The organism is Aeromonas sp. QDB23 (assembly GCF_027707745.1).
GTDB lineage: Bacteria > Pseudomonadota > Gammaproteobacteria > Enterobacterales > Aeromonadaceae > Aeromonas > Aeromonas allosaccharophila.
Window position 1 is genome coordinate 16,432 of the sequence record NZ_JAPCJA010000042.1, and the last position, 22,175, is coordinate 38,606.

At 59.9% G+C, this 22,175-nt stretch carries 21 protein-coding genes and 3 tRNA genes; 5 read left to right on the plus strand and 19 right to left on the minus strand.

The features are described from left to right. Positions 1 to 83: 83 nt before the first annotated feature. From rplL to PG888_RS16515, 10 genes are all read right to left on the minus strand, one after another. On the minus strand, positions 84 to 446 hold the full coding sequence (gene rplL / locus PG888_RS16470; protein ID WP_033135318.1) for a 50S ribosomal protein L7/L12: 363 nt from the start codon (positions 444 to 446) through the stop codon (positions 84 to 86). Between the two features lie 51 nt (positions 447 to 497). Continuing rightward, positions 498 to 998 carry a 50S ribosomal protein L10 gene (gene rplJ, locus PG888_RS16475; RefSeq protein ID WP_033135317.1) on the minus strand — a complete coding sequence of 167 codons (501 nt, stop codon included), beginning with the start codon at positions 996 to 998 and terminating at the stop codon, positions 498 to 500. Between the two features lie 256 nt (positions 999 to 1,254). After that, positions 1,255 to 1,956 (minus strand): 50S ribosomal protein L1, encoded by a 702-nt coding sequence (gene rplA / locus PG888_RS16480; protein ID WP_042058253.1) that lies wholly within the window; start codon positions 1,954 to 1,956, stop codon positions 1,255 to 1,257. 4 nt (positions 1,957 to 1,960) lie between these two features. Continuing rightward, positions 1,961 to 2,389, minus strand: coding sequence for a 50S ribosomal protein L11 (rplK, locus tag PG888_RS16485; RefSeq protein ID WP_026456244.1), 429 nt, complete (start codon positions 2,387 to 2,389; stop codon positions 1,961 to 1,963). 134 nt (positions 2,390 to 2,523) lie between these two features. After that, positions 2,524 to 3,075 (minus strand): transcription termination/antitermination protein NusG, encoded by a 552-nt coding sequence (nusG, locus tag PG888_RS16490; protein WP_042058251.1) that lies wholly within the window; start codon positions 3,073 to 3,075, stop codon positions 2,524 to 2,526. A 9-nt stretch (positions 3,076 to 3,084) separates the two neighbouring features. Continuing rightward, entirely contained in the window at positions 3,085 to 3,456 is a 372-nt protein-coding gene (gene secE / locus PG888_RS16495; RefSeq protein ID WP_005306322.1) for a preprotein translocase subunit SecE, read from the minus strand. A gap of 60 nt (positions 3,457 to 3,516) precedes the next feature. Next, positions 3,517 to 3,593 (minus strand) — tRNA-Trp (locus PG888_RS16500). A gap of 53 nt (positions 3,594 to 3,646) precedes the next feature. After that, entirely contained in the window at positions 3,647 to 4,831 is a 1,185-nt protein-coding gene (gene tuf, locus PG888_RS16505; RefSeq protein WP_042657281.1) for an elongation factor Tu, read from the minus strand. A gap of 172 nt (positions 4,832 to 5,003) precedes the next feature. After that, positions 5,004 to 5,078: transfer RNA gene (locus tag PG888_RS16510), tRNA-Gly, on the minus strand. 38 nt (positions 5,079 to 5,116) lie between these two features. Then, a tRNA-Tyr gene (locus PG888_RS16515) sits at positions 5,117 to 5,201 on the minus strand. Positions 5,202 to 5,464: 263 nt separating this feature from the next. On the opposite strand from PG888_RS16515, the gene coaA reads away from it, so the two are divergent. Then, on the plus strand, positions 5,465 to 6,403 hold the full coding sequence (coaA, locus tag PG888_RS16520; RefSeq protein WP_042063823.1) for a type I pantothenate kinase: 939 nt from the start codon (positions 5,465 to 5,467) through the stop codon (positions 6,401 to 6,403). 80 nt (positions 6,404 to 6,483) lie between these two features. On the opposite strand, the gene birA is transcribed toward coaA, so the two are convergent. Both birA and murB read right to left on the minus strand, forming a co-directional pair. Next, a complete protein-coding gene (gene birA / locus PG888_RS16525) occupies positions 6,484 to 7,449 on the minus strand; it encodes a bifunctional biotin--[acetyl-CoA-carboxylase] ligase/biotin operon repressor BirA (protein ID WP_182938704.1) in 966 nt (321 codons plus the stop codon). Then, positions 7,446 to 8,483 carry a UDP-N-acetylmuramate dehydrogenase gene (murB, locus tag PG888_RS16530; protein WP_182938703.1) on the minus strand — a complete coding sequence of 346 codons (1,038 nt, stop codon included), beginning with the start codon at positions 8,481 to 8,483 and terminating at the stop codon, positions 7,446 to 7,448. Before murB ends, birA begins: the two co-directional genes overlap by 4 nt. A 127-nt stretch (positions 8,484 to 8,610) precedes the next feature. Here murB and PG888_RS16535 point away from each other — a divergent pair, with 127 nt between their 5' ends. Continuing rightward, positions 8,611 to 9,264 (plus strand): potassium channel family protein, encoded by a 654-nt coding sequence (locus tag PG888_RS16535; RefSeq protein ID WP_042063820.1) that lies wholly within the window; start codon positions 8,611 to 8,613, stop codon positions 9,262 to 9,264. Further along, entirely contained in the window at positions 9,261 to 10,616 is a 1,356-nt protein-coding gene (locus PG888_RS16540; protein ID WP_182938702.1) for a TrkH family potassium uptake protein, read from the plus strand. The genes PG888_RS16535 and PG888_RS16540 overlap by 4 nt, the downstream gene beginning before the upstream one ends. 106 nt (positions 10,617 to 10,722) lie before the next feature. On the opposite strand, the gene PG888_RS16545 is transcribed toward PG888_RS16540, so the two are convergent. The 3 genes from PG888_RS16545 to PG888_RS16555 form a co-directional block, all read right to left on the minus strand. Continuing rightward, positions 10,723 to 12,693, minus strand: coding sequence for a DNA topoisomerase III (locus PG888_RS16545; protein ID WP_182938701.1), 1,971 nt, complete (start codon positions 12,691 to 12,693; stop codon positions 10,723 to 10,725). A gap of 67 nt (positions 12,694 to 12,760) precedes the next feature. Next, on the minus strand, positions 12,761 to 13,258 hold the full coding sequence (locus PG888_RS16550; RefSeq protein WP_182938700.1) for a response regulator: 498 nt from the start codon (positions 13,256 to 13,258) through the stop codon (positions 12,761 to 12,763). Between the two features lie 55 nt (positions 13,259 to 13,313). Then, positions 13,314 to 15,281: an ATP-binding protein gene (locus PG888_RS16555; protein ID WP_182938699.1), complete on the minus strand. Its 1,968-nt coding sequence runs from the start codon at positions 15,279 to 15,281 to the stop codon at positions 13,314 to 13,316. Positions 15,282 to 15,558: 277 nt separating this feature from the next. On the opposite strand from PG888_RS16555, the gene PG888_RS16560 reads away from it, so the two are divergent. Both PG888_RS16560 and torA read left to right on the plus strand, forming a co-directional pair. Next, entirely contained in the window at positions 15,559 to 16,689 is a 1,131-nt protein-coding gene (locus PG888_RS16560; RefSeq protein ID WP_182938698.1) for a NapC/NirT family cytochrome c, read from the plus strand. A 23-nt stretch (positions 16,690 to 16,712) separates the two neighbouring features. Then, positions 16,713 to 19,193 (plus strand): trimethylamine-N-oxide reductase TorA, encoded by a 2,481-nt coding sequence (gene torA / locus PG888_RS16565; RefSeq protein ID WP_182938697.1) that lies wholly within the window; start codon positions 16,713 to 16,715, stop codon positions 19,191 to 19,193. 96 nt (positions 19,194 to 19,289) lie between these two features. Here the strand turns inward: torA and PG888_RS16570 are convergent, their stop codons facing one another. From PG888_RS16570 to PG888_RS16585, 4 genes are read right to left on the minus strand one after another with little or no spacing between them, the layout of a single operon-like run. Beyond that, entirely contained in the window at positions 19,290 to 19,751 is a 462-nt protein-coding gene (locus PG888_RS16570; protein WP_033114845.1) for a hypothetical protein, read from the minus strand. Positions 19,752 to 19,792: 41 nt separating this feature from the next. Then, positions 19,793 to 21,142: a sensor histidine kinase gene (locus PG888_RS16575; protein WP_042063812.1), complete on the minus strand. Its 1,350-nt coding sequence runs from the start codon at positions 21,140 to 21,142 to the stop codon at positions 19,793 to 19,795. Then, a complete protein-coding gene (locus PG888_RS16580) occupies positions 21,139 to 21,795 on the minus strand; it encodes a response regulator transcription factor (protein ID WP_005339826.1) in 657 nt (218 codons plus the stop codon). The genes PG888_RS16575 and PG888_RS16580 overlap by 4 nt, the downstream gene beginning before the upstream one ends. Positions 21,796 to 21,816: 21 nt before the next feature. Continuing rightward, a complete protein-coding gene (locus PG888_RS16585) occupies positions 21,817 to 22,155 on the minus strand; it encodes a PepSY domain-containing protein (RefSeq protein ID WP_042063810.1) in 339 nt (112 codons plus the stop codon). Positions 22,156 to 22,175 lie beyond the last annotated feature (20 nt).

A 22,175-nucleotide genomic window follows, 5' to 3' on the forward strand; every position in this document is an offset into this window, starting at 1 on the left:
TCAGTCTACAGCGCAAAAAGGCTGGTGAACAAATATTCACCAGCCCTAGCCTGTTTTATCAGGCTAATCTACATAAATGCAGATTATTTGATCTCAACAGAAGCACCAGCTTCTTCAAGCTGCTTCTTCAGAGCTTCAGCTTCGTCCTTGGACACGCCTTCTTTCAGGTTAGCCGGGGCAGCTTCAACCAGATCTTTGGCTTCTTTCAGGCCCAGACCGGTAGCGCCACGAACGGCTTTGATGACGGCAACTTTGTTGGCGCCAGCAGCGGTCAGAACTACGTCGAACTCGGTTTTCTCTTCTACTGCTTCAGCAGCCGGACCGGCAGCAACAGCAACAGCGGCAGAAACACCGAACTTCTCTTCCATAGCTTCGATCAGCTCAACAACTTCCATTACAGACATGGAAGCAACGGCTTCGATGATTTGGTCTTTAGTGATAGACATGACAAAAATTCCTGATGTTGAATAAACTCAAACAGCCTAGATAGGCGAGAATCAAGCAGCAGCTTGCTTCTGATCACGCACAGCAGCGATGGTACGAACCAGCTTGCCAGCAGAGGCTTCTTTCATAGTCGCCATCAACTTCGCAATCGCTTCGTCGTAGGTCGGCAGCGTGGCCAGACGATCAATTTGTGCTGCGGCGATAAACTCACCGTTAAAAGCGCCAGCCTTGATTTCGAACTTTTGGTTCGCTTTGGCAAACTCTTTGAACAGACGAGCAGCAGCGCCCGGGTGTTCGTTAGAGAAAGCAATCAAGGTAGGACCGGTAAATGCGTTGTTCAGGCACTCGAATTCGGTACCTTCAACTGCACGACGCAGCAGGGTGTTACGCACAACGCGCATGTACACACCAGCTTCGCGAGCGGTTTTACGCAGGACGGTCATCTTATCTACAGTCACACCGCGAGAATCGGCTACAACTGCAGACAGAGCGCCTTTGGCAGCTTCGTTGACTTCAGCAACAATTGCCTTTTTGTCTTCGAGTCCCAATGCCATTGGCTTAACTCCTGGATTGAATCCGGGTCTATTGACCCAGTACAGACACATCCCCCCTACCTTTACAACAGAGGGGAACGATGCGGTAGCAGGATTCCAGAAGAGAAAGAAACTTTCTCGCTGGGTTTCCGGCACCGTCTACGCAGGAAACATTAAGGCTTTGCAGCCTCCTGCGGTCTTGGACGGAGGTCGAAACCCCCAACCAATCAAGGCGCAAAATTATAGATTAAATTTTGCGCCTTGTAAAACCCATCAATTAGGCCTGAGCTTCCAGAGAAGCTTGGTCTACGGCAACACCGGCACCCATGGTGGTGGAGATGCTGACTTTCTTGATGAAGATACCTTTGGCGGAAGAGGGTTTGCCTTTTTTCAGGGCAACCAGCAGAGCTTCCAAGTTTTCTTTCAGCTGAACTTCGTCGAAAGAAACCTTACCCAGAGTGGTATGGATGATACCATTCTTGTCGTTACGGTAACGAACCTGACCGGCTTTGGCGTTCTTGACCGCTTCAGCAACGTTAGGAGTTACAGTACCAACTTTCGGGTTCGGCATCAGGCCGCGCGGGCCCAGGATTTGACCCAGTTGACCAACAACGCGCATTGCATCAGGGGATGCGATCACGACGTCGAAGTTCATCTCGCCTTTCTTAACCAGATCGGCCAGGTCATCCATACCTACCAGGTCAGCACCGGCAGCTTTAGCTGCTTCGGCGTTGGCACCTTGAGTAAATACGGCAACGCGTACATCACGACCGGTACCGTGCGGCAGTACAGTAGCACCACGTACGTTTTGGTCAGATTTACGAGCGTCGATACCCAGGTTGACAGCAACGTCAACGCTTTCAACGAACTTGGCGGTAGCCAGTTCTTTCAGCAGGGCAATGGCTTCGTTGATGGAGTACTCTTTGGTACCGTCAACTTTTTCGCGAATAACGCGCATACGCTTGGAAAGTTTAGCCATTGTCTTAATCCTCCACTACCAGACCCATGGAACGAGCGGAGCCTGCGATGCAACGTACTTTTGCATCCAGATCGGCACCGGTCATATCCGGTTCTTTGGTCTTGGCGATTTCTTGCAGCTGGGCTACGGTCACCTTACCAACCTTGTCTTTGTTCGGCTTGGCAGAACCAGACTTGATACCAGCAGCTTTCTTCAGCAGGAAGGAAGCAGGCGGAGTCTTGGTTTCGAAGGTGAAGGAACGGTCACTGTAAACGGTGATCACGACCGGAGTCGGTGAACCTTTTTCCAGCTTCTCTGTACGAGCGTTGAACGCCTTACAGAATTCCATGATGTTCACACCGTGTTGACCCAGTGCAGGACCAACGGGAGGAGACGGGTTGGCTGCACCAGCAGCAACCTGCAGCTTGATATAAGCTGTGACTTTCTTAGCCATTAGGAAATTACCTCAAAAATGGGTTCTAGCGCCTCGGAGACTTGCTCCTGCAAACGGCTCCCCAACTAATAAAGGGGCAGCGAATTATAGAGATAATCGCTGCCCCTGACAACCGTTAAACGTACAGAATTCAATCAGCCCTTTTCGACCTGACCAAAATCCAGTTCAACAGGAGTAGAACGACCGAAGATCAGTACAGAGACCTTCACGCGGCTCTTCTCATAATCGACCTCTTCAACGGTACCGTTGAAGTCGGCAAACGGACCATCGGCAACCCGCACCATTTCACCCGGTTCAAACAGGGTTTTCGGACGCGGCTTGTCGTGGGCATCCTGCAGACGGTTCAGGATGGCATCGGCCTCTTTGTCGGAGATCGGTGCCGGACGGTCGGAAGTACCGCCGATGAAGCCCATTACGCGTGGCACGTTACGCACCAGGTGCCATGTGGTTTCATCCATCATCATCTGGACCAGGACATAACCCGGGAAAAACTTGCGCTCACTCTTGCGCTTCTGGCCAGCACGCATCTCGACCACTTCTTCGGTCGGGACCAGTACTTCACCGAACATGTCTTCCATGCCATGCATCTTGATATGCTCGCGCAGGGACTTGGCTACACGGCCTTCATAGCCGGAAAAAGCCTGCACGACATACCATCTCATACGTTGTTCACGTTGTTCAGTCATGGCTTATCCTTACACACCGGTAATCAGGTTGACCAACCAGACCAAGGCACCGTCCAGAACGAACAGCAGCAGCCCCATCACGGCGGTCACCGCCAGCACAATCAGGGTTGTCTGAATGGCTTCCTGACGGGTCGGCCATACGACCTTGCGGACTTCCAGGCGAGACTCACGGGCAAATGCCAGTGTTGCCTTTCCCTTGGTGGTTTGCAGGGCTACTGCACCGGCAGCAGCAATGACAACGACCACACCCAGGGCGCGGACGGCAGCGACAACATCGTTGAGCAGGTAATTACCCACTACAGCGGCCGCCAGGATAATGAAAACCAGGCCCCAAAGCAGGGTATCCTTGCTTCCGCCCTGGCTCTCAGAACTAACACTCATACAACCCACCTGTATCTGACGTAACCAAAGACACAAAAGCCCCGTACGAGACGAGGTATATGGCAGGGGCGGCAGGACTCGAACCCGCAACCATCGGTTTTGGAGACCGCTGTTCTACCAATTCGAACTACGCCCCTACACAAGAAAGCCCCTATTATAGGGGCTTTGCTTTATTTATGTAAGCCAAAGATTAAGCGATTACGCTGGCTACAACACCGGCACCTACGGTACGGCCACCTTCACGGATAGCGAAACGCAGGCCGTCGTCCATTGCGATCGGGGCAATCAGGGTAACAACCATTTTGATGTTGTCGCCTGGCATTACCATTTCAACGCCTTCCGGCAGTTCGATGGTACCGGTCACGTCGGTAGTACGGAAGTAGAACTGCGGACGGTAGCCTTTGAAGAACGGGGTATGACGACCACCTTCTTCTTTGGACAGTACGTACACTTCAGATTCAAACTTGGTGTGCGGCTTGATTGAACCCGGCTTGGCCAGTACTTGACCACGTTCTACGTCTTCACGCTTCACGCCACGCAGCAGTGCGCCGATGTTCTCGCCTGCACGACCTTCGTCCAGCAGCTTACGGAACATTTCAACACCGGTACAGGTGGTAGAAACGGTATCTTTGATACCAACGATTTCTACAGTCTCACCGACTTTAACGATACCGCGCTCTACACGACCGGTAACTACGGTACCACGGCCAGCGATAGAGAATACGTCTTCGATAGGCATCAGGAACGGCAGGTCAATTGCGCGCTCCGGCTCCGGGATGTAGGTATCCAGGTGGTGAGCCAGCTCGATGATCTTCTCTTCCCATGCAGCATCGCCTTCCAGCGCTTTCAGCGCGGAACCACGAACTACCGGCAGGTCATCACCCGGGAAGTCATATTCGGTCAGCAGTTCACGAACTTCCATCTCGACCAGTTCGAGCAGCTCTTCGTCATCAACCATGTCACACTTGTTCATGAACACGATCATGTACGGAATACCAACCTGACGACCCAGCAGGATGTGCTCACGAGTCTGCGGCATCGGGCCGTCAGTCGCTGCTACTACCAGGATCGCGCCATCCATCTGGGCAGCACCGGTGATCATGTTTTTAACGTAGTCGGCGTGACCCGGGCAATCTACGTGAGCGTAGTGACGGGTAGCGGTGTCGTATTCTACGTGGGAGGTGTTGATGGTGATACCACGCTCACGCTCTTCCGGTGCCTTGTCGATCTGGTCGAAGGCGAAAGCTTTACCACCGAAGTGCTTGGCCAGCACGTTGGTGATAGCTGCAGTCAGGGTGGTTTTACCGTGGTCAACGTGGCCGATGGTACCCACGTTAACGTGCGGTTTATTACGCTCAAATTTTTCTTTAGACATGATCGTCCCTCTAAACTAACGCTGAGTACGCGGTGGCAAGCTAACCACAGAACAGTTTATATGATGGATTTGAATCTGGTGGGGAAGAGAGGCTGGTGCTGACAGGCAGATTCGACTGCCGACCTCACCCGAGGGTGTAGCTCTTGGTATCGCTTGAGCCATATCAGCATCTTGGAGCGGGCAGCGGGAATCGAACCCGCATCATCAGCTTGGAAGGCTGAGGTAATAGCCATTATACGATGCCCGCATTTCTCTAACCCAAAGAACTCAAACCGCAGAGAAATATGGTGGAGGGAGAAGGATTCGAACCTTCGAAGGCAGAGCCGTCAGATTTACAGTCTGATCCCTTTGGCCGCTCGGGAACCCCTCCAGACGCCAGATTGTCACAACGGTAATTCTGCTTGCACCCGTTGTTTTTATCGCTTTTGCACGGCAAATAGACGACAGACAGTCAAGCGTCGCGCATTTTATTGTAAGGTTTTGGGGGATGCAACCATTGAACCCGGCAAAATATGCTTTATTGCCGGGAAGTTTGCAAAAAAGCGGGGGCAAACAAGCCAATCCTGCTGCGTCCCTTGTCGCTCCCCCCCCCTTGGTGTATGGTCGCCGTGCCCAAGAAACAGTGATGACACCATGACGACAGAGCATAACCCCTATCTGCAATTCACCCGCGATCAATGGGCGTTATTGCGCGATTCGGTCCCCCTGACCCTGACCGAACACGATCTGCAGACCCTGCGCGGGATCAACGAGAAGGTGTCATTGCGGGAAGTGGAAGAGATCTACCTGCCCCTCTCCCGCCTGCTCAATCTCTATGTCAAAGCCAAGCAACGTCGCAGCCGGGTACTGGAGCAGTTCCTCGGTCAGTCCCGCGGCAAGGGTACCTATATCATCAGCATTGCTGGCAGCGTGGCGGGGGGCAAAAGCACCACGGCCCGTATTCTGCAGGCGCTGCTGGAGCGCTGGCCGGAACATCCGCGGGTAGAGCTGGTCACCACCGATGGCTTCCTCTATCCCAACAAGGTACTGGAAGAGCGCGGCCTGATGCGCCGCAAGGGATTCCCGGAATCCTACGACATCCGCCATCTGGTGGAGTTTGTCGCCAATATCCGCGCCGGTCACGAGAAGGTCGAAGCGCCGGTCTACTCCCACCTCATCTACGACATCATTCCCGATGAGAAGAAGGTGGTGGAGCAGCCGGACATCCTGATCCTGGAAGGACTCAATGTGCTGCAAAGCGGCATGGACTACCCCCAGGAGCCCCATCGGGTCTTTGTCTCCGACTTCGTCGACTTCTCCATCTATGTGGATGCCGATGCCGAACTGCTGCGTACCTGGTATATCGAACGCTTCCTGAAATTCCGCAGCGGTGCCTTCTCGGATCCCGACTCCTACTTCCATAACTACGCCAAGCTGGCGGAGAGTGAGGCGACCCGGATCGCCAGCAATATCTGGCAAGACATCAACTATCTGAATTTGCAGGAAAATATCCTGCCAACTCGTGAGCGTGCCAACCTGATCATGACCAAGGGCCATGAGCACGCCATCGAGCAAATCAAGCTGCGCAAATGATGGCAGCGATTGCCGGATAACGAAGAGGGGGCCCGCAGGCCCCCTCTTCTGTTTGGCATCATCAGCGGCCTTGCTGGCCCTCAGTCGCCCCGGCGCAGGGAGAGCTCGCCCCCCAGATAGAATTTGACCCCTTCACCCGTCTCCAGGCGCAGGGCGCCGCGATCATCGATGCCACGGGCGATGCCGCGGATCTCCTGATCCCCCATCAACAGGCGCACCGGGCGACCGGCAAAGTGATCGAGCCGGTTCCAGTCATCGACAAAACTTGCCAGACCCTGCTGCTCAAAGGTGTGCAGCGCCAGCTGCAGATGGACGATCATCCGGGCCGCCAGCTGATTGCGATCCACCAGTTCCGGATTGATGTGGCGCAGCTCGGCCCAGGCCTGATCGATCTTCTCCCCTTCGCGGGCAGGCATCGCCAGATTGAGACCGATGCCGATCACCAGATGACAGCTGGCGCCAGCGCTACCGCTCATCTCCACCAGTATCCCCGCCAGCTTGCGGCCCTGATAGTAGAGGTCGTTCGGCCACTTGAGCTCGACGCCCTGATAGCCAAGGGATTCCAGCGCCTCGACCACAGCAACACCGACCGCCAGACTCAGCCCCATGGCCGCCGCCATGCCTTGTTCGAGTCGCCAGTACATGCTGAGGATCAGCTGGCAACCGAACGGCGAAATCCAGGGTTTGCCACGGCGACCGCGCCCGGCGGTCTGGCACTCGGCCAGACAACTCTCGCCGGAGCGCAGATCATTGACCCGATCCAGCAGGTGCTGATTGGTCGAGCCAATAACCGGAAAACAGTGCACCGGCGCCATCGGGGCCAGCGCTTGCAAGGTGGCCTGATCATAGAGCGCCATCGGCACCGCCAGCCGGTAGCCCTTGCCGGTCAGGCTGAACAGATCCAGCCCCAGCTCCTTGAGCGCCGCCATGTGTTTGCTCACCGCCGCCCGGCTGATGCCAAGCTGCTCGCCCAACTGTTCGCCGGAGTGAAACTGGCCGTCGCTGAGCAGGGTGATCAGGGTCTGTCTGATGGGAGTCAAGGTCATGAGAGCACCTCGTCGAGCCAGGTTTCGCCCTGCGGCCCCATGAAGCGCACCTCGTGCTCCAGTGCCACGCCAAACTTTTGTTCCACGCTATCGCGAACATGGGCCGCCAGCGCGATCAGCTCCATGGCGCTGGCGCCCCCCAGATTGACCAGCACCAGCGCCTGCTCCTGATGGACGGCGGCGCGGCCGATGGCGAAGCCTTTCAGGCCGCACTGATCGATGAGCCAGCCCGCCGCCAGCTTGGCCTGCCCTTCTCCGGCCGGATAGCAGGGCATCTGCGGATAGCGCGCCTTGAGCGACTTCGCCAGCGCCGCAGGCACCACCGGATTTTTGAAGAAACTGCCCGCATTGCCGAGCACGGCGGGATCCGGCAGTTTGGCCATGCGGGTGGCACAGACGGTATCGAAGATGGCCTGCGCAGAAGGTGTGTCACCGAGCGCCGCCAGCGGGCCATAGCCCAGCACCGGCTGCCACGCCTTGGGCAGTTTGAGCCCGACTGCGGTGATCAGGTGGGAATCCTGATACTCGTGCTTGAAGATGCTGTCGCGATAACCGAAGTGGCACTCTGCCGCCGCGATCCGCTCAATCTCGCCGCTCTGCCAGTTGAACGCCTCGACATAGGCGCAGAAGTCAGCCAGCTCTACGCCATACGCGCCAATGTTCTGCACCGGCGCCGCACCGACCGTACCGGGGATCAGCGCCAGATTCTCCAGCCCATACCAGCCCTGCAGGAGGCAGTGGCGTACCAGCTGATGCCAATCCTCACCCGCCGCCACATGCAGCAACCAGTGATCGCCACCATCTTCAGCGGCAATCCCCTTGAGCCGGTTAAGCACCACCAGACCGAGAAAATCGGTGGTGAAGAGCATGTTGCTGCCGCCGCCCAGATTGAGGCGTGGCAGCTGGTTGAGCTGCGGATCGGCACGCAGGGTCGCCAGATCGGCAACCTGCTCCACCTCGGCCAGCCAGAGGCAATAAGCATCGAGGGCAAGGGTGTTGAGCTTCAACAAGGAGGCGTTGGCATTCAGTTTCATCGGTCTATCCCGGCTTGGTGCAAGGACGCAGTCTACCTCAAGTTACCCCCTGACGAAAAACTCGGGCCCTTTGCGGGGCAATAACAGTGGTTTACAGTAGACGGCTTCAACTGTTGAGGAACAACTCATGAACAACCAGTTTGCCGTCATCGGCCTGGGCCTGTTTGGCAGCGCGTTATGTGAAGAGCTGCAACGGCAAGATGCCGAAGTGCTGGCCATCGATATCGACGAGAGCAAGACCCGTCAAATCGCCGCTCTCTGCAATCACGTCATCGTCGCTGACGCCACTGATGAGGCCACTGTCGCCGAACTGGGACTGGCCCATTTCGATATCGTCTTCGTCGCCATCGGCGACAACCTGGAGACCAGCATCCTAACCACCCTCGTCCTGAAAGAGGCGGGCGTGAAGAAGGTGTGGGTCAAGGCGCGTGACAAGTTCCACGCCAAGATCCTGCAGAAAGTGGGCGCCGACAAGGTGATCAACCCGGAGTGGGACATGGGTCGCCGGGTCGCCCAGAGCATGCTGGACAACCGGCTGTTCGACTATCTGGAGCTGGGCCACAACATGGTGCTGACCGAGTTTGTCATCGGCCTGCCGCAAAATGGCAAGGCGCTCGGGGACCTTCACCTGCTGCAGCAGAGCGATTTCCAGTTGCTCGCCATCAAGCGCGGTGAAGTGCTGCACAACGTGCTGACCGGCAAGATGGAGCTGCAACTTGGCGACATCCTGATCCTCGCGGGCAACAAGCACGCCATCGACCACTGGCTCGAAACCCTATGATCAACTGGCGCAGCAGCTACGCCTTTGCGCTGCATCGGGAGCAGGACTCCCGCTGGAGCGAGGCAAGGCTGATCCTCGGCAGCTTCCTGTTCATCCTGCTGGTTGGCACCATCTTTCTGGTGCAACCCTCCAGCCACAATGGCGAGGTCACCTTCGTCAACGCCCTGTTTACCGCCACCTCGGCCATCAGCGTGACGGGTCTTGGCGTGGTGGACACCGGCAGCGCCTTCACCCTGCAGGGGCAGATTTTCCTGCTGATGCTGATGGAGATCGGCGGACTGGGCCAGATGACAATGACCCTGTTGCTGATCGCCATCTTCAGCAAACGGGTCGGTCTGCGCCAACAGGTATTGGCCAAGGAGGCGCTGGGACAGGAGGGCTCGGTCAACATCATCCAGCTGGTCAAACGTATCGTGCTGTTCGCCTTTATTGCCCAGCTGATCGGCACCGGCATCATGGCGATCCGCTGGGTGCCCGAGATGGGGTGGGTGCACGGCCTCTATGTCAGCTTCTTCCACGCGGTATCGGCCTTTAACAACGCCGGCTTCTCGCTGTTTGCCAACAATCTCATGGACTATAGAGACGACCCCATCATCAGCCTGACCATCGCCGGTCTGCTGATCCTCGGGGGGATCGGCTTTACCGTCATCGTCGATCTGGTGCGCAACCGCCGCTGGCGCAAGCTGAAGCTGCACAGCAAGCTGATGCTGCTGATGACCCCGGCGCTGTTGCTGGCCGGTACCCTGATGTTCTGGCTGCTGGAGCACAACAACCCGGGCACCCTCGGCAAGGCAGGTTTCGGTGGCCAGCTGCTGGCGGCCTTCTTCCACTCTGCCAGTGCCCGTACCGCCGGTTTCAATACCATCGATATCGGGCTGATGACCCCGGCGGCGCTGCTGTTCCTGATGATGCTGATGTTTATCGGTGCCGGTGCGACTTCGACCGGTGGCGGTATCAAGGTGACTACCTTCGCAGTCGTGCTGCTGGCGACCAAGGCGTTTCTGACCAAACGGCCCCATGTCACCGCTTTTGGCCGCACCCTGTCACCCCAGATCGTGACCCGATCGCTGGCCATCATCATCGTCAGCACCATGGTGCTGATGCTGGCGATGTTCCTGCTGATGGTGACCGAGGATCTGCCGTTCGACAAAATCATGTTCGAGACCATCTCGGCATTTGCCACCGTCGGCCTCTCTACCGGCATCACCGCCTCCCTGAGCGAGCCGGGCAAGCTGATCCTGGTGCTGGTGATGATCTGCGGCCGTCTCGGTCCCCTGACCCTGGCCTTTATGCTGGCCCGCCCGGTCGAGACCCGCATCCGTTATCCGGAAGAGAACGTCTACACCGGCTAAGTGGAGCCAAGCCATTACCGCGATAAAAAAGAGAGAGGGGCACATGGCCCCTCTCTCTTTTCCGCTGGCAGCTTTGGCGCATCAGTCAGCAACGTCCCTCACACGGTCAGGCCGCCTTGCTTCTGGCCGTACGCTTGCCCGAACTCTTGCGAGGCGCTGCACCGCCAACCGCTGGACTCTTGCGTTTGGTAAAGCGCCGTTTGCTGGCACCCGGCGCCTCCTTCGGCAGGTCGCTGAAGCTGGCGCCAGAGTCCTGCCGCGCCCCCTCGATCAAGCCGTTGAGCTGTTCGGTGAGCGGCCCCATAAACTGCTGATAGCTGCCGTGGCGCTCGGCGATCTGGCCTAGGCTCTGCTCCCACAGCGCCGTCATATCCGGCGTAGTGGCGGTGGCGGGCAGCGCCTGCACCAGCGCCCGCCCGGTCGGGGTCGCCTTGATGCTCTTGCCCTGACGCACCAGAAAGCGGCGCTTGAACAGCAGGTCGATGATACCGGCCCGGGTCGCCTCGGTGCCGAGGCCGTCGGTATCGCGCAGAGTTTTGCGGATCTCGGGATCCTGCACATAGCGGGCGATGCCGGTCATGGCCGCCAGCAGGGTGGCATCGGTGAACGACTTGGGCGGCTGGGTCATCTTCTCCAGCAGTTCGCCCCGCTCGCACAACAGTTGCTCTCCCTCTTTCAGAGCCGGCAGGGTGCCCGCCTTCTCTTCGTCGTCATCCTCCTCCACCCCGAGCAGTGCCTTCCAACCCGCTTTCAGAATGCGGCGCGCCTTGGCCTGAAACAGACCACCGGCGATGCGCAGCAGCACCTTGCTGTCGTTGTATTCGAACGGGGGATAGAACTGCAGCAGGTACTGGCGGGCAATCAGGCCATAGAGCTTCGCCTCGTCGGCCCCCAACGTGGCGGGATTGCCCTGCTTCTCGGTGGGGATGATGGCGTGGTGGGCATCCACCTTGCTGTCGTTCCACGCCTTGCTGCGGATCTTGCCATCCGCCTCGCTAACCGCCTTGGCCAGCGTGGGCGCTGTGGCGGCGATGGCGCCGCGCACCTGCTCGGCCCGCTTGAAATGATCGGTCGGCAGGTAGCGGCTGTCGGAGCGCGGATAGGTGATGAGCTTGTGGCGTTCGTAGAGGCTCTGGCAGATGTCGAGCACCCGCTTGGCATCCATACCGAACCGTTTGGCGGCATCGATCTGCAGGCTGGAGAGGTTGTAGGGCAGCGGCGCCGCCTGCTTGCGGGCCTGCTCCTCCACCGATTCGACCTGTGCCGGTTGGCCGTTGATCCGGCTCACCACCTTGTCGGCCAGCGCCCGGTTGAGCACCCGCCCCTCCTCGTCCTGCCACGGCAGGCAGGCTTCGGACGGCAACCACTTGGCGGTGAAGCGCTCGTTACCGTCGGTCAGCTGATGGGCCAGCACCTCGTAGAAGGGTTTGGGTACAAAGGCCTCGATCTCGAGATCTCGTCGCACCACCAGCCCGAGCAGCGGGGTCTGCACCCGACCGACCGAGAGCAGCTCGCTGCAACCTGCCTTGCGCCCGAGCAGGGTGTAGGCGCGGGTCATGTTGATGCCATAGAGCCAGTCGGCCCGACTGCGGGCAAGTGCGGAGACCGCCAGCGGCACGAACTCCTTGTTGTCCCGCAGCTTCTCGAGCGCGCGGCGCACCGCGGGCGGGTTGAGATCGCTGATGAGACAACGCTGCACCGGCTTGGTTTTCGGGTAGCCGAGAAAGTCGATTACCTCGTCCACCAGCAGTTGCCCTTCCCGATCCGGGTCACCGGCGTTGACCACGCAGTCGGCCTGCTTGATCAGCCGCTTGATAACGGTGAGCTGGGCTTTGGTCTTGGGCTTGGCCACCAGCTGCCACTGGGCGGGGATGATGGGGAGGTGCTCCATCCGCCACTGCTTGAAGGCGGCGTCATAGGCATCGGGCTCAGCCTGCTCCAGCAGATGGCCGATACACCAGGTGACCACATCCCCCTGGGCTGTTTCGATAAAACCGTCGCCCTTCTTGTGGGGCTTGGGCAGGGCATCGGCAATGGCGCGGCCCAGCGTGGGCTTCTCGGCGATAAAGAGTCGCATCGGTGGCTACCTGCAATACTGTATATGCAGACAGTATACAACTGCCACCGCGAAAGCCCAACTGCCCCTATTCGTCGAACGGGTGATCGTGGATGGCGGCAAACAGCCGCGCCTGATTGAGCAGCGGCGCATAGTGGAAGGCATTTTCGCCATCTTCCGCCAGCAGGTAGTCGGTCAGCTGTTCGCGCACCGCCTCTTGCAGGGTCTCCAGCTTCCACGGCTTGGCAAGGTAGTAGTGCAGTCCGCCACGATTGACCGCCTCGACGGTCGCTTCCAGCCCCGCTTGCCCGGTCAACAGCAATTTGCGACTGGCACGGGTGGTGGCACGCCGGTTCAGCTCCACCAGAAAATCGACCCCCAGGGTTCCCGGCATGATGTGGTCACAGAGGATCAGCGCCAGCTTGTTGCCGTCGCCCTCCCACTCCTCCACCACCGCTCGCGCCTCATCGACACTCTCGGCCGCCTCCAGCTCGAAGTGGGAACGGAACGGGGCGAGATCGTGGATCACCGCATCCAGCACCTCCCGCTCATCGTCCACACACAGGATCAGATAGTGTTTGTTCATTACTCCTCCTTGGCGACATGGTTTGGCACGTCGCACGATTGATGCTGGCGACGGCTCAGGCCGCATGCTCCTTGTTGTTTTGAGGTTCGCCCCCGTAACCGGCCTGCCCCATGCCGTCCAGCGGCAGACAGACCCGCATCCGGGTGTAGCGGCCCGGTTCGGAGGCCACCTCGATCCGGCCGTGGTGCTGCTGAACTATCTGCAGCGAAACGCTCAGACCGATACCAAGACCGAAATGGCCCTCCCGCTTGGTGGTGAAGTTGAGATCGAAGATCCGCTGCCACAGCTCGGGCTCGATGCCGCAACCGCTATCCTCGATCTCTACCATAACCCACTCGGGCTCCAGCAACCCGGTGCGGATGGTGAGTCGCCCCGGGCCGCTCATGGCATCCAGACTGTTGGCGATGAGGTTGGTCCACACCTGTTGCAGGGCGATGGGGTGACAGCGCACCAGCGGCAGCGGCTGGTACTCCTTGCAGATCTCATGGTGCTTGAGGCGGTTTTCGAAAATCATCAGGGTATCTTCCAGCCCCTCGTGCAGATCCACCAGCAAGGGTTCGAGCCGATCCTGCCGCGCATACTGCTTGAGGCTCTTGACCAGATCGCCGATGCGGCGGGCACACACCTCGATATTGCGCAGGAAGCTGCCGGTCTGCTGGAACAACTCCAGCCGGGATAGCAGCGCCTCCCGCTCTGCGGCGGTGCGGCTGGCAAACCAGCGCTGCCAGTTCAGCTCGTCATCCAGATTCATCTGCACCGCCAGCCGCGCCTGCTGGCGATCGCCAAAGCGCCCCTCAGCCTGCCGGGTCTTGTCACGGATCTCGCTGGTCGAGACCGGCTGGGCAGTCAGTGCCTGACAGAGGGTCTGGTTGCCCAGCCCTTTGATGGGGGGTGGCAGCTCGAGATTGACCAGATCGGGGATGGCGGCCCGCAGGGTCTCGCTGCCACGGATGATGGCCGCCACCGGGTTGTTCAGCTCGTGGGCAACGCCTGCCACCAGCTGACCCAGCATCGCCATCTTTTCGCTCTCCACCAGCTGGGCGTGAGCGGCATCGAGGGAGTTGAGGGTCTGTTGCAGCCGCATCTCGGTGCGGATGCTGTTTTGCAGGCGGCGGTTGAAGTGGCGCAGCAGCAGGTTGGTAAAGGAGGGGAGCAGTTCGCTGCGCGCCTGCATCACCCGGGAGAATTGCAGCTTGTCGAGCTTGATCACCTCGGCGCCGGTCAGGGTCACCCCGGTGGTGAAGGCGGGTTCGCCGGTGACGAAGGACATGCCCCCCACCAAGGAACCGGTGCGGTAGTGCACCACCTCCTGATCGATGCCCTGCTCGTCCCGCTTGCGCAGCACCACCTCCCCCTTGGCGATAAACCAGAGAAAGCTGTTGGGCTCCCCCTCGCGGGTCAGCACATGGCCCGGACTGTAGTGGCGGCAGACCCGCGCCTCGTCGTTGCCATCGAAAAACTGGTAGAGGCCGTCGATCACCACCCGCGACAGTTCTTCATCGCTGCAGTGGGTGTAATCCATAAAACCCTGCCGATAGGCCGCCAGCTGGCGATCGACATGGACCCGCAGCAACTTCTGGTTGTCGAGCACGGCGGCATAGCTCAGCAGGTCAGCCTCGGGCTGGAGCAGCACAAAGTGGCTGGCCTGCTCGATCACCGCCCGGCGCAGGCTGCCATCGCGCCAGGGGCGCTGCAGGTAGTAGTCGAGACGACCGAGGTTGACCGCCTCGATGATCGATTTCATCTCCGGCTGGCTGCCCAACAGGATCTTGCGGCACGCCTCGTGGCGGCTGCCGAGGCGGATCAGAAAATCGGCCCCTCGCCCATCCCCCAGATCGCTGTCACACACCACCACGGCGGGCGGCTGCCCCTTACGATCCAGCTCGTCCAAGGCCAGCTCAGCCGACTCCTGCCCGACCACCACCACCAGCGCAAAATGGCCGAGTAGCGGGGCCAGCTCCTGTTCGAATTCGGTCAGCAGCTGCACGTTGGCGGCGACACACAGCAGTGAGAAAGGGCTCATCGGCGACACTCCGTTGTGGCTCACTGTTCACTATATCAACGAATCTTGTGGGGTTTTGCGAGGGGGCTAACAGCTGTCGTGGAAAGTGAATAAATTGCTCAATCGACGATTAATTGAATTTAATTCCACCAAGCTGTCAATATCAAAATAAAAGACAAAGTGTGACAGCCATCAAAAAATATAAACCATGATGAAGGTCAACGCCTTATCCCTGTCATTACTACTACTATTGGACTACTACTATGTTGGTAAAAATTGACCGTAGGAAAACGCCGCCATGATTGGAAAACTGATAAGAAAAACCTGGTTCTGGCTCCTGCTGCTCGGGGCCCTGCTGGGTGTCGCGGCACTGGGTGTCACCGTGACCGTGCTGCACAAGACCAGCTCCACCGAATTCTGCGTCTCCTGCCACTCCATGCAGACTCCGCTCGCCGAGTATCAGGGCAGTGTCCACTTCCAGAACACCAAGGGGATCCGCGCCGAGTGTGCCGACTGCCACATTCCGGGCGATCCCACCTCCTACCTGTGGACCAAGGTGCGCGCCGTGAAGGATATCTATCACGAAGCGATCGGCACGCTCGACACGCCTGAGAAATATGAAGCCCACAAGCTGCGGATGGCCCAATCTGTCTGGGACGAGCTGAAAGCCAACGACTCCGCCACCTGCCGCAGCTGCCACAGCTACGAGGCGATGGACATACTGGCCCAACGCCCCAATGCCCGTGCCGAACACCCGGTCGCCATCAAGGAAGGACAAACCTGTATCGACTGCCACCGCGGTGTCGCCCACATCATGCCTGACATGAGCGGCCTGGCTGCCGCCGGTGCCAGCGAGCTGGCGCAGGCTGCGGCCCAGACTCCGGCCAACGTCACCACCCGTTATGCCATCGCTACCACCCCGCTGTTCCTCGATGCCGCCGCCAAGACTGACGAAGGCACCCTGATGCCCTCCACCAAGGTGGAAGTACTGGCCAACGAAAACGGCCGCGCCAAGGTGCAGATCGAAGGCTGGCAACAGGATGGCGTGAGCGAAGTGTTCTACGCCGCACCGGGCAAGCGGATCCTCAGCGTACTGGTCGGCGATGCCGCCAAGAAAGCGCTGGTCACCGGCCAGAGCGAAACCGACAGCGCCACCAACCTCACCTGGCATCAGGTCAAGCTGACCGCCTGGGTCGACCAGACCCAGCTCATCGGCGATCAGGGCAAGCTGTGGCAATACGCCTCCACCCTGATGTCCAACAACTGTACCGGCTGCCACGGCCTCACCGCGCTGGATCACTTCAATGCCAACCAGTGGATCGGCGTCATCAAGGGGATGGAATCTCGTACCTCCCTGACCCCGGAACAGGCTCGCATGCTGACCCAGTATGTCCAAAAACATGCCAGTGACATGAGCGCGGCCCACTAAGGCTGGAACAGAGGAAAACCGTTATGACTTTTTTCAACGACAAGAAGACCAATCTGTCCCGCCGCAACCTGCTCAAGGGGCTCGGCGCCTGCGCAGCCCTGCCCCTGCTCGGCGGTATTTTTCCCAAGAGTGCACTGGCGCAAGCCATCAGCACCGCATTGAGCCAGTTCCCGACTCTGGTGCCCGCCCAGAAGGGCATTCTGACCGGCGCCCACTGGGGTGCGTTTGAAGCTGTCGTCGAAGATGGCCGCATGGTGCGCGTCCAGCCGGTGGCCGATGATCCGGCGCCGAACGATCTCATCGACATGGCACCGTTCCAGGTGCACGCCAAAAACCGCATCAAGTACCCCATGGTACGCAAGAGCTGGCTGGAACACGGCCCGGGCGCCAAACCCGAGCTGCGCGGCGCCGACGAGTGGGTGCGAGTGAGCTGGGACAAGGCGATCGAACTGGTGGCCGGTGAAATCCAGCGCGTGCAGAGCGACTTCGGCCCGCAGGCGATCCACGCCGGTTCCTACGGCTGGAAGAGTGTCGGCATGTTCCACAACAGCCGCACCCTGCTGCACCGCCTGATGAACCTCTCCGGCGGTTTCACCGGTTATGCCGGTGACTACTCCACCGGTGCGGCTCAGGTGATCATGTCCCACGTGATGGGCTCCATCGAGGTGTACGAGCAGCAGACCGCCTGGCCCAACGTGGTGGAGAACGCCGAACTGGTGGTGCTGTGGGGGGTCAACGCTCAGGTCACCCTGAAGAACAGCTGGAACATGCCGGATCACGAGGGTCAGGCCGGCTTCAAGGCGCTGAAAGAGAAAGGCACCCGCGTCATCAGCATCGACCCCATCTACAACGAGACCGCCAAGCTGGTCGGTGCCGAGTGGATTGCCCCGAACGCCTACACCGACGTGGCCATGATGCTGGGTGTCGCTCACACCCTCTACAGCGAGAAGAAGCACGATCAGGCCTTCCTCGATCGCTACACCGTCGGCTTCGACAAGTTCCTCGCCTACCTGCTCGGCAAGGATGACGGTCAGCCGAAGAGCGCCGAGTGGGCGAGCACCGTCTGCGGCGTCGATGCCAAGGTAATTCGCCAGCTGGCCCTCGACATGGCCGCCAAACGCACCATGATCATGGCCGGTTGGGGCATGCAGCGTCAGCAGCACGGCGAACAGCCGAACTGGATGCTGGTGACCCTGGCCGCCATGCTGGGCCAGATCGGCCTGCCGGGCGGCGGCTACGGCTTCAGCTACCACTACTCCTCCGGTGGCAGCCCCACCGCCAAGGGCGGCATTCTGGCGGGTATCTCCGCCGGCAACGCACCGAAGAACAGCCCGGCACCGATCCCGGTGGCCCGTATCGCCGACTGTCTCGCCAACCCGGGCAAGACCATCGACTTCAACGGCCGCAAGGTGACCTATCCGGACATCAAGCTGGTCTACGTGGCGGGCGGCAACCCCTTCCACCACCATCAGGACACCAACAACCTGCTGCAGGCGTGGCGCAAGCCGCAGACCGTGATCGTTCACGAACCCTACTGGACCGCCACCGCCAAGCACGCCGATATCGTGCTGCCGGTCACCACCAGCTACGAGCGCAACGATCTGGAGATGGGGGGCGACTACTCCCAGCGCTATGTGTTCCCGATGCACCAGTGCGTGCCGCCCCAGTTTGAAGCCCGCAACGACTTCGACATCTTCAGCGCCATCGCCGCCAAGCTGGGTGTGCAGGAGCAGTACACCGAAGGGAAGGACGAGATGCTGTGGCTCAAGCAGATGTACGACGGCATGGCGGCGCAGGCCCGTGGTGCCCGCGTGGCGCTGCCGCCGTTCAACATGTTCTGGGAGTCCAACAACTACATCCGCTTCCCGATCCCCGAGGCCAACCGCCAGTGGATCCGTCACGCCGATTTTCGCGAGAGCCCGCTACTCAACCCGCTCGGTACCCCGTCCGGCAAGATCGAGATCTTCTCCAACACGGTGGCGGGGATGGGTTATGCCGACTGCGCCGGCCATCCCAAGTGGTATGAGCCCAAGGAGTGGGTGAAGAGCGAGGTGGCGGCGCGCTATCCGCTGTCGCTCAACACCTCCCACCCGACCCAACGGCTGCACTCCCAGCTCGACAACACCCCGCTGCGGGACAAGTTCGCCATCGCCGACCGCGAAGCGATCATGATCCATCCGCTGGACGCCAAGGCCCGCGGCATTGCCCAGGGGGATCTGGTGCGCGCCTTCAACGAGCGCGGCCAGATTTTGGTGGGCGCCCTGCTCTCCGAAGATGTGCGTCAGGGGGTGGTGCGGATCTGCGAAGGGGCCTGGTTTGATCCGGCCAAGCCGGGCGAAGCGGGCAGCATCTGCAAGAACGGCAACGTCAACTGCCTCACCTTCGACGAAGGCTCGTCCAGTCTGGCGCAAGGCAACTGCGGCCACATGGCCCAGCTGCAGATCGAGAAGTACACCGGCCCAGTGCTGGTCAACACCGCCCACGCGGTGCCGGCCAACGGCTAAGGCTGTAGCACCCCAATAAAAACGGCGCCATCAAGGCGCCGTTTCTGTATCTGTCTGCCATCTGTCTACCAAAGCGCAGGCATGGTCGGGATGGGTTTAGAACTCCCCTTCCTCCATATACTCCTGCGCGCACTCCACCAGCTGCGGCCACAGCTCTTCCGGCACCCAGGCGTCCGGGTCATCTTCATCCCCGTCGTACTGGCTCCAGAAGTAGCGGCGCAGGCCGGAGGCGAACTCGTCGCTGATCTCAGCCAGCTCCGAGAGCGGCCCCAACCAGGCGATGCGACGCAGGCCGGAGGCGAGATCGTTGATGGCATCCATCAGGGTGCGATCGTCGAAGCTCTGCTCCACCAGCAGGGTGAAGCGCTCGCGCGCCTGTTCGGTCTGATCTTCCTCCAGCTCGCCCACATCGGCCAGCAGGTCGACAAAATCTTCCAGAAGGAACGCGATCAGGCCATCCCTGTCTTCAAACCACTGGATCTGGGCGCCCTTGACCCCCAGCACAGAGGCATCAAACGAATCGTCAAGGTGACACAGTGCCCACGGATCGTCGGTCATGCTTCTCTTCCTCAGGCTAAAACAAATGCCATATGTTATGCCTAGCTCTCGACTCTTGCCACCTTGGGCAACGAGAGAGAGGCGGCCAGACCGCCCAGTTCGGCGCGGCCCATGATGAAACTGCCCCGATAGGCTTCCGCCAGATCGGAGACGATGTTGAGACCCAGGCCCGAGCCCGGCACCTTCTCGTCGAGCCGCACTCCGCGCAGCACAGCTTTGGCGATCTGATCCTCGCTCATGCCGGGGCCGTCATCCTCGATGCGCAGGGTGATCCAGCCCCCCAGCTCGGCGCTGGAGATGCGCAGCTCGCTGGCGGACCACTTGAAGGCGTTCTCCAACAGGTTGCCCACCATCTCGTCGAAGTCCTGCTCCTCCACCCCGACCGCCAGATTGGCGGGCACTTGCAGATCCACCGTCTTGCCCGGATAGAGGCGGGAGAAGGCGCGGCAGATGTACTCCACCCGCGCCCGCACCGGCGTCGAGACCCCGAGGATCTTGGCGGCGCCGGTCACCCGCGCCTTGCCGAGGTGGTAATCAATGTGGCGCTGGATCTGGTCGAGCTGCTCACCGATGGCGGCTTGATCCTCCGGCGGCAACTGGGCCACCTGATTGCGCATGATGCTGAGCGGCGTCTTGAGGGCATGAGCCAGATTACCGGTGTGGGAACGCGCCCGCTGCAGCAACTCGCCGTAGTGGTGCAGCAGCCGGTTGATATCCTCCACCAGCGGCTGGATCTCCAGCGGATAGCGCAGCCGGAATCCCTCCTGATGGCCCTCATGAACCCTTCCCAGTTCACGGCGCAGCAAGTGCAGCGGCCGCAAACCATAGACGATCTGGAACATGAAGCCGAGCACCAGACCGGCGGCGGCAAAGCCGAGGCCGAGGAACAGGCTGATGCGGGTCTTGTTGAGGGTCTGGGTCAGGGCGCTGCTGTCCTTGGCCATCACCAGAGTGAACACCCGATCGGAACCGGGCAGCAGCACGGTGCGGGTCATGATCAGCAAGGGCTCACGATTTGGCCCCTTGCCGACGAACAGGTCGGGATCGCCAAACGCCGACTTGAGCCCGTCGCTCTTCAGGGTGGTATCCCACAGAGAGCGGGAGCGCCCCACCACATCGTGGCCCAGCTCCAGCTGCCAGTAGTAGCCGGAGTAAGGCTGGCTGAAACGGGGATCCGACATCGGCTCGACCACCACCGGCAGGCCGGTTTTGGCCACCTCCAGCCGGGAGAGCAGATCGTAGAGCTGCAGACGCAGACCGTCGGCCTCCGCCTCCTGCCAGTAGTTGCGCATCATGGTCTGCAGGCTGAAGCCGGTAGCGAACAGAAACAGCCCGCACCACACCAGCGCGATGGCGAGCAGTCGCCCCCGCAGGGTTCTGACCAGCCTCATTCGTTGATCCGGTACCCGAGGCCGCGCACTGTTTCAATCAGGTCAGGGTTGGTTTTCTTGCGGATCCGGCCGATGAACACCTCGACGGTGTTGGAGTCGCGGTCGAAATCCTGAGCGTAGATGTGGTCGATCAGCTCGCTGCGCGACACCACCTTGCCCCGGTGCTGCATCAGATAACCGAGCACCCGGAACTCGTGGGCGGTCAGCTTGATGGGGGTCCCTTCATACCACACCTGGGACGCCGCCATGTCGAGCCGCACTCCGCCAATCTCCAGAATGGAGCTGGCGTTGCCTGCCGCCCGGCGCACCAGCGCATGGACCCGCGCTACCAGCTCGGCCACCTGGAACGGCTTGGTGAGGTAGTCATCGGCACCGGCGTTGAGCCCTTCGATCTTCTCGTGCAGCTGACCACGGGCGGTCAGTACCAGCACCGGGGTATCGATCCCCTTGCTGCGCCACTCTTTCAGCACGCTCAGGCCATCGCGCCCCGGCAGGCCGAGGTCGAGAATGATGGCGTCGTAGGGTTCGGTCTCGCCGAGAAAACCGGCCTCGTTGCCGTCGTGGCAGAGATCGGTGACAAAGCCGGAGAGGCGTAGCTGTTCGGCCAGCTGGCCGGCCAGGATTTTTTCGTCTTCAACAATCAGAATTCGCATGAACAGGCTTCCACACAGGGGTTATTCATCATCCTCGACCGGGGGCTTGGGCGGTTCGAACAGCCGCTCCAGATGGTGGCCCTTGGCCCACACCAGCTCAAGGTTGTCGGCCCGATAGGCCACCTTGATCACGCTGTTCTCCCGATCGATGACTCGCAGTTCATAGAGCCAGATACCATCCTCTTCCCCCAGATCCACCCGCAACACCCGTACCGGCAATCTGGCCGCCACCTCCATCATTTCATGGAAGGGCCGAACCCGTCCCTCATGGACAGCTTGCTGCAGTTGGGCTTCATCAGGCGTGACCGCCTGTGCCAGCACCGGCAGCAATAACCCGAGCAGAGGGAGCGCTCTATTCATGGATGATTCATCTCCAAAAA